This window comes from Streptomyces roseoverticillatus, assembly GCF_000719265.1.
Classification (GTDB): Bacteria; Actinomycetota; Actinomycetes; order Streptomycetales; family Streptomycetaceae; genus Streptomyces; species Streptomyces roseoverticillatus.
Map to the genome: position 1 here is coordinate 1 of NZ_JOFL01000050.1, position 6,349 is coordinate 6,349.

8 protein-coding genes are annotated in these 6,349 nt (G+C 71.7%); 4 read left to right on the forward strand and 4 right to left on the reverse strand.

Annotated features, from left to right (window positions below; all coding sequences use genetic code 11):
* The coding region (locus IF61_RS37655) for a biotin/lipoyl-containing protein (protein ID WP_342668036.1) at positions 1-99 on the forward strand (99 nt) is incomplete at its 5' end.
* A gap of 82 nt (positions 100-181) precedes the next feature.
* On the opposite strand, the gene IF61_RS37830 is transcribed toward IF61_RS37655, so the two are convergent.
* Together IF61_RS37830 and IF61_RS36140 are read right to left on the reverse strand one after the other, a co-directional pair.
* Entirely contained in the window at positions 182-343 is a 162-nt protein-coding gene (locus IF61_RS37830; protein ID WP_078660663.1) for a type II toxin-antitoxin system RelE family toxin, read from the reverse strand.
* Positions 344-426: 83 nt separating this feature from the next.
* On the reverse strand, positions 427-705 hold the full coding sequence (locus tag IF61_RS36140; RefSeq protein WP_030369990.1) for a type II toxin-antitoxin system Phd/YefM family antitoxin: 279 nt from the start codon (positions 703-705) through the stop codon (positions 427-429).
* A 121-nt stretch (positions 706-826) separates the two neighbouring features.
* On the opposite strand from IF61_RS36140, the gene IF61_RS0131610 reads away from it, so the two are divergent.
* On the forward strand, positions 827-1,429 hold the full coding sequence (locus IF61_RS0131610; protein WP_043191687.1) for a TetR/AcrR family transcriptional regulator: 603 nt from the start codon (positions 827-829) through the stop codon (positions 1,427-1,429).
* A gap of 388 nt (positions 1,430-1,817) precedes the next feature.
* Here the strand turns inward: IF61_RS0131610 and IF61_RS0131615 are convergent, their stop codons facing one another.
* Together IF61_RS0131615 and IF61_RS0131620 are read right to left on the reverse strand one after the other, a co-directional pair.
* Positions 1,818-2,825 carry a DeoR/GlpR family DNA-binding transcription regulator gene (locus IF61_RS0131615; RefSeq protein WP_030369992.1) on the reverse strand — a complete coding sequence of 336 codons (1,008 nt, stop codon included), beginning with the start codon at positions 2,823-2,825 and terminating at the stop codon, positions 1,818-1,820.
* Positions 2,826-3,027: 202 nt separating this feature from the next.
* Positions 3,028-4,476: an NAD(P)H-quinone dehydrogenase gene (locus IF61_RS0131620; RefSeq protein ID WP_030369993.1), complete on the reverse strand. Its 1,449-nt coding sequence runs from the start codon at positions 4,474-4,476 to the stop codon at positions 3,028-3,030.
* 165 nt (positions 4,477-4,641) lie between these two features.
* Here IF61_RS0131620 and IF61_RS0131625 point away from each other — a divergent pair, with 165 nt between their 5' ends.
* On the forward strand, positions 4,642-5,079 hold the full coding sequence (locus IF61_RS0131625) for a gamma-glutamylcyclotransferase family protein (protein WP_030369994.1): 438 nt from the start codon (positions 4,642-4,644) through the stop codon (positions 5,077-5,079).
* Positions 5,080-5,195: 116 nt separating this feature from the next.
* A complete protein-coding gene (locus IF61_RS0131630; RefSeq protein WP_030369995.1) occupies positions 5,196-6,017 on the forward strand; it encodes a purine-nucleoside phosphorylase in 822 nt (273 codons plus the stop codon).
* Positions 6,018-6,349 lie beyond the last annotated feature (332 nt).

Genomic DNA, 6,349 nt, shown 5'->3' on the forward strand with positions numbered 1-6,349 from the left:
CCCCTCAACGCCCACCGCGCGGGCACGATCAAGGGCATCACCGCCGAAGTCGGCGCCTCCGTCTCCTCCGGCGCCGTCATCTGCGAAATCAAGGACTGACGCAAGGACTGACGCAACGCGTCCAGCAACGCCTGCGGGCCCCCGCCGATCACTCGGCGGGGGCCCGCAGGCGTTCGGCGCTTCAAGCCGCGCGACCGACATTCAGGATGTATACCGTGTCATCCGCCACGCGGTACAGCACTCGCCAGTCTCCGACGGAGAGCCGGTAGTAGCCGGACCCCCGAGCGCAAAGGCGCCTTCGGGCTTTGGTTCGTCGCCTAACTCCCGGGTCGCCGCCACACATACCCTTGCGCCCTTGGGGTCGGCGAGACGTGAACGACGGAGCCCGGCTAACGCCCGCTCTTCCCACACCACGGTCCAGGACGCTCAGCAGGCCTTCCGATCCGCGGCCTCATCCGCCTCCAGGATGGCCATGACCTCGTCATGCGGAATCCATCGAGCATCGGGGTCCTCGGCGACGGACCGGGCCAGCGCCAGGTCCGCCTCGTCCCGAAGCCGCTGGAGCTCCTCCAACTCCTCTATGGGGATGAGCGCCGCTGCAGGTTTGCCGTACTCGCTGATCAGGATGTGCTCATGCCCGTGCCGCACACGGCCCACGAGCTGCCCGAGCTGATTCCGGGCGTCGACGAGGGAGTAGGTGTCCATACGTAAAACGGTACGCACCCGCCACTGAGTACCACATTCCCCCGATCGGATGACCCCCTCCGGCCGGCAAGGCCAGTGGCATGCTTGGCAAGCGGGGAGCGAGAGGGAGGACTCGGCAGCCATGGCCACGGAGATCACACGGGCGTCACCACGCCCCATGCGCGCGGACGCGCGGCGCAACTACGAGCGGCTGCTCGTGGAGGCGCGGACCGCGTTCACCGAGCACGGCACCGACGCCTCTCTGGAGGACATCGCCCGCCGGGCCGGCGTCGGCATCGGGACGCTCTACCGCCACTTCCCCAACCGCACGGCGCTCATGAGCGCCATCTTCCAGGTCGAGGTCGACGGCCTCCTCGCCCGCTCCCGCGAGCTCCTCGCCTCCCCCGAGCCGTGCCGGGCCCTGGTCGACTGGCTCCGGGCGTGCGTGGCGCACGCCAGCACGTACCGGGGGCTCTCGCGGGCCCTGCTGGCCGCCCAGTCGGACGAGGCCTCGGCGATGTCCCGCTGCAGCCTGCCGCTGCGGGAGGCGGGCAGCGTGCTCCTGGCCCGGGCGCAGGCGGTAGGAGCGGTCCGCCCCGACGTCGGCATCACCGACGTCATGCAGCTGACGAACGCGATCTCCCTGGCCGCGGAGCAGTCCCCCGACGACCCGGAACTCCCCGACCGCCTCTTGACGCTCACGCTACGGGGGCTTCAGACGGTGCCGTGCCCCGACGCGGAGTAGCCGGCCCGGGGCGGCCCCGGCACCGCGGGTCTCCACCCGCACGGCGGCACGGCACCGCCGGACAGCAACACGGGGGCTGATCACCGCCGCGGCGGAAGCAAAAGCCCGGCCACGGGCCGACGAGAACGGACGCCGGCGCCCCTCCCCGCCGCAACGGCGGCCCACGCCAAGAGCCCGGCCACAGGCCGGCGGAACAGATGCCCCGCGCCTCTCCCCCGCCGCAACGGCGGTCCGCCCCCCACGGCGCCAATCGGCGGTGCCGTACCCGCCTGGAGGTCCGCACGGCACCGCCGGACAGCAACACGGGGGCTGATCACCGCCGCGGCGGAAGGAAAGGGGCGAGCCCCGGCCGAATAGGCGCCGGATACGCACCGCGAGGCCACCGCGCCTAGCGGCGCCTCGGTGCCAGGTCGGCCACCCTCGCCGTCGGCGGCTCACCGCCCAGTGATCCCGCGCTGCGGAGCTGAGGGGCGGAGGGGGCGCCGCCCCCGGTCTGAGCCTGGCCGCCGCCCGGCGGGAGCGGATGGTGGCCGCCATGCCCCCCGTGCGTCCGCCGTTGCCCCGGCAGCGGCGGCACATCCCGCCGCCTCTGCTGCTGCGGCACCTGCTCGGGCCCGGACCCCGGCACCGCCCCCGCGGGGGCCCCCGCGCCGGGCCCGGCGACGGAGATGTGGACGCCCTGGTCCGCGAGGGCCTGCAGCTCCGTCGCCGCGCGGTCGTCATGTGACGGCGGCTCGTCCGTCACGAGCCGCGTGATGACATCGGTCGGCACCGTCTGGAACATCGTGTCCGTGCCCAGCTTCGTGTGATCCGCGAGCACGACCACCTCCGCCGCCGCCTGCACCAGCGCCCGGTCCACGCTCGCCGAGAGCATGTTGGACGTGGAGAGGCCCCGCTCGGCGGTCAGCCCGCTCCCGGACAGGAACGCCCGGGTGACCCGCAGGCCGTGCAGGGACTGCTCCGCCCCGCTGCCCACCAGTGCGTAGTTGGACCCTCTCAGCGTGCCGCCGGTCATGACGACTTCGACCCGGTTGGCGTGGGCGAGCGCCTGGGCGACGAGCAGGGAATTGGTGACGACGGTCAGTCCGGGCACGCGCGCGAGCCGGCGGGCCAGCTCCTGCGTGGTCGTGCCGGCGCCGACGACGACGGCTTCGCCCTCTTCGACGAAGCTCGCCGCGAGATCGGCGATGGCCGTCTTCTCGGCGGTAGCTAGATGGGATTTCTGCGGGAAGCCGGACTCCCGGGTGAAGCCGCCCGGCAGCACCGCACCGCCGTGCCGGCGGTCGAGGAGTCCTTCGGCCTCCAGTGCCCGCACGTCCCGCCGTACGGTTACTTCGGAGGTCTGGACGACGCGAGCGAGCTCACGGAGCGAAACCGCCCCGTTGGCCCGCACCATTTCGAGGATCAATTGGCGACGTTCTGCAGCGAACACGAAACCGACAGTAACGCCAACGACCATCCGTTTTCAGCAGGTTGCAGCAATTAACGGAAGTTGTCCGCTCCGGAACGCTCAAAGTGATATAGGAGGCCCGGTCTCAACGACCGGCACCTCCCGACCACTCAGCGCGACAATCAATCCCCAAACCCTCGCGGAGCGTTTACGCCTCGCGCTGGGTCTTCCGCGTGTGCAGCTGCCGCGCGACCTCCGCCAGCGAGCCCGAAAGCGACGGATAAACGGTGAACGCATTGGCGATCTGCTCGACCGTGAGGCTGTTGTCGACGGCGATGGAGATCGGGTGGATGAGTTCGCTGGCCCGCGGGGCGACCACGACGCCGCCCACCACGATGCCCGTGCCCGGACGGCAGAACATCTTCACGAAGCCGTCCCGGATGCCCTGCATCTTCGCGCGCGGGTTCCGCAGCAGCGGAAGCTTGACCACCCGCGCGTCGATCTTGCCGCTGTCGACGTCGGCCTGGGTGTATCCGACAGTCGCGATCTCAGGGTCCGTGAAGACGTTCGCGGAGACCGACTTCAGGTTGAGCGGTGCCACCGCGTCGCCCAGGAAGTGGTACATGGCGATGCGTCCCTGCATGGCCGCGACCGACGCGAGCGCGAGCACGCCCGTGCAGTCACCGGCGGCGTAGACGCCCGGGGCACTCGTGCGCGACACCCGGTCGGTCCAGACGTGCCCGGACTCCTTGAGCCGGACCCCGGCCTCCTCCAGCCCGATGCCCTCGGTGTTCGGAATGGAGCCGACCGCCATCAAGCAGTGCGTACCGGTGATGACCCGGCCATCGGCCAGCGTGACCTCGACCCGGTCACCGACCCTCTTCGCGGACTGCGCCCGCGACCGCGCCATGACGTTCATGCCACGGCGCCGGAAGACATCCTCCAGGACGGCGGCCGCGTCCGGGTCCTCGCCCGGCAGCACGCGGTCCCGCGACGACACCAGCGTCACCTTGGACCCCAGCGCCTGGTAGGCGCCGGCGAACTCCGCACCGGTCACACCCGAGCCGACCACGATGAGCTCCTCGGGGAGCTCGTCCAGGTCGTACACCTGGGTCCAGTTCAGGATGCGCTCGCCGTCCGGCAGCGCGTCGGGGATCTCCCGCGGGTGCGCGCCCGTGGCGACCAGCACCGCGTCGGCGACCAGCGTCTCCTCGGTCCCGTCCGCGGCCCGCACGACCACGCGGCGCGAACCGTCCGGCGCCTGGTTCGGCTCCAGCCGGCCCCGGCCGCGCAGGACGCGCCCGCCCGCACGGGTGACGGACGCCGTGATGTCGTGCGACTGCGCGAGCGCCAGCCGCTTCACACGGCGGTTCACCTTGCCCAGGTCCACGCCGACGACCCGCGCCGCCTGCTCGATGTGCGGCGTGTCGTCGGCGACGATGATCCCGAGCTCCTCGTACGAGGAGTCGAAGGTCGTCATCACCTCGGCCGTCGCAATGAGCGTCTTCGAGGGCACGCAGTCGGTCAGCACCGACGCTCCGCCCAGACCGTCGCAGTCGACGACGGTCACCTCCGCGCCGAGCTGCGCGGCGACGAGCGCCGCCTCATAGCCGCCGGGTCCGCCACCGATGATCACGATCCGAGTCACGTACTCCATTGTCCCGTACCCGTCGAAGCGACTTCTCCCGGGGCCTCCCCCGCGGATCGCTCCCCGCAACCGTGCGGCAATCCGTGCGAGAACCGGCAGGAGGTTCCGGACGAACCTCCCTTCGAGACTGCCATCCCAAATGCCGTCGCGCCTCACTCCCGTACCCTCGAAACCATGTCGCTCTACGCCGCGTACGCCGGCAACCTCGACGCGCGGCTGATGTCCCGCCGCGCACCCCACTCGCCCCTGCGCGGCACGGGCTGGCTCGCCGACTGGCGGCTGACCTTCGGCGGCGAGCAGCTGGGCTGGGAAGGCGCCCTCGCGACCGTGGTCGAGGCACCGCGCTCCCAGGTCTTCGTCGCGCTCTACGACATCGCTCCGATGGACGAGGACTCGATGGACCGTTGGGAGGGTGTCGGCCTCGACATCTACCGGCGGATGCGCGTCCGCGTGCACACCCTGGACGGCGAGGAGCCCGCGTGGATCTACGTCCTGAACGGCTACGAGGGCGGCCTGCCCTCCGCCCGCTACCTCGGCGAGATCGCCGACGCGGCGGAGTCCGCGGGCGCTCCCCACGACTACGTCATGGAGCTGCGCAAGCGCCCCTGCTGACGCGCCGCGCCCGGGTTGTGACGATTGCGTCTCGTCACAACCCACAAAGCAACAATCGGAACACCGTGACCAGTGACATCTACGCGCGTAGGCGATAAGCGGCTACCCTCGTCCGCGTGAACGCATCAGTTACTCCCGACATCCAGGCCGACCCGTACGCCGCGGCGGACGCCGCCGCCGCCCGTCTGCGCGAGCTCACCGGCGCCGAGACCCACGACGTCGCCCTGGTCATGGGCAGCGGCTGGCTCCCCGCGACCGAGGCGCTCGGCACCCCCGAGGCCGAGTTCCCGGTCACCGAGCTCCCCGGCTTCACCGCGGCCGCCGTGGCGGGCCACGCCGGCACGGTCCGCTCGTACAAGGTCAACGACAAGCGCGCCCTGGTCTTCCTCGGCCGCACGCACTACTACGAGGGCCGCGGCGTCGCCGCCGTCGTCCACGGCGTCCGCACCTCCGTCGCCGCCGGCTGCAAGACCGTCGTCCTCACCAACGGCTGCGGCGGCCTCCGCGACGGCATGCGCCCCGGCCAGCCCGTGCTGATCAGCGACCACATCAACATGACGGCGACCTCGCCGATCGTCGGCGCCAACTTCGTCGACCTCACCGACCTGTACTCCCGCCGCCTGCGCGCGCTCTGCAAGGAGGTGGACGAGACCCTCGAGGAGGGCGTCTACGTCCAGCTCCCCGGCCCGCACTACGAGACGCCGGCCGAGATCCGCATGGTCCGCACCCTCGGCGGCGACCTCGTCGGCATGTCCACCACGCTGGAGGCCATCGCGGCCCGCGAGGCCGGTGCCGAGGTCCTGGGCATCTCCCTCGTGACGAACCTCGCCGCGGGCATGACCGGCGAGCCCCTCAACCACGAAGAGGTCCTCCAGGCCGGCCGCGACTCCGCGTCCCGCATGGGCGAGCTCCTGGCCCGGGTCCTCCCGAAGCTCTGACCTTGCCGGTCCACGGCGCCGTGTCCCCTCGCGGGGTGCGGCGCCGTTCCCCTTGCCGGGGTGCGACAGCCGGTGCGGCGCCGTTCCCCTTGCCGGGGTGCCATAGCCGGTACGGCGCCGCGCCGGACCCCCGCGCGCCTTCGACGCGCGACACGCCCACCCACCCGCCTGTTGAGGGTGGGAGACGGCCCTAGGGGCGGGGCGGGGTGGGCCGGGCCCGTCAAGGGGCGTAAAGCGTGATTTGCGGGCCAGGCTTCCGGGCACCAAAGCAGAGGCCGGAGGGCCCGTAAATCATGCAGCCCCGGAGGGCCCGGCCCACCCCGCCCCCGACC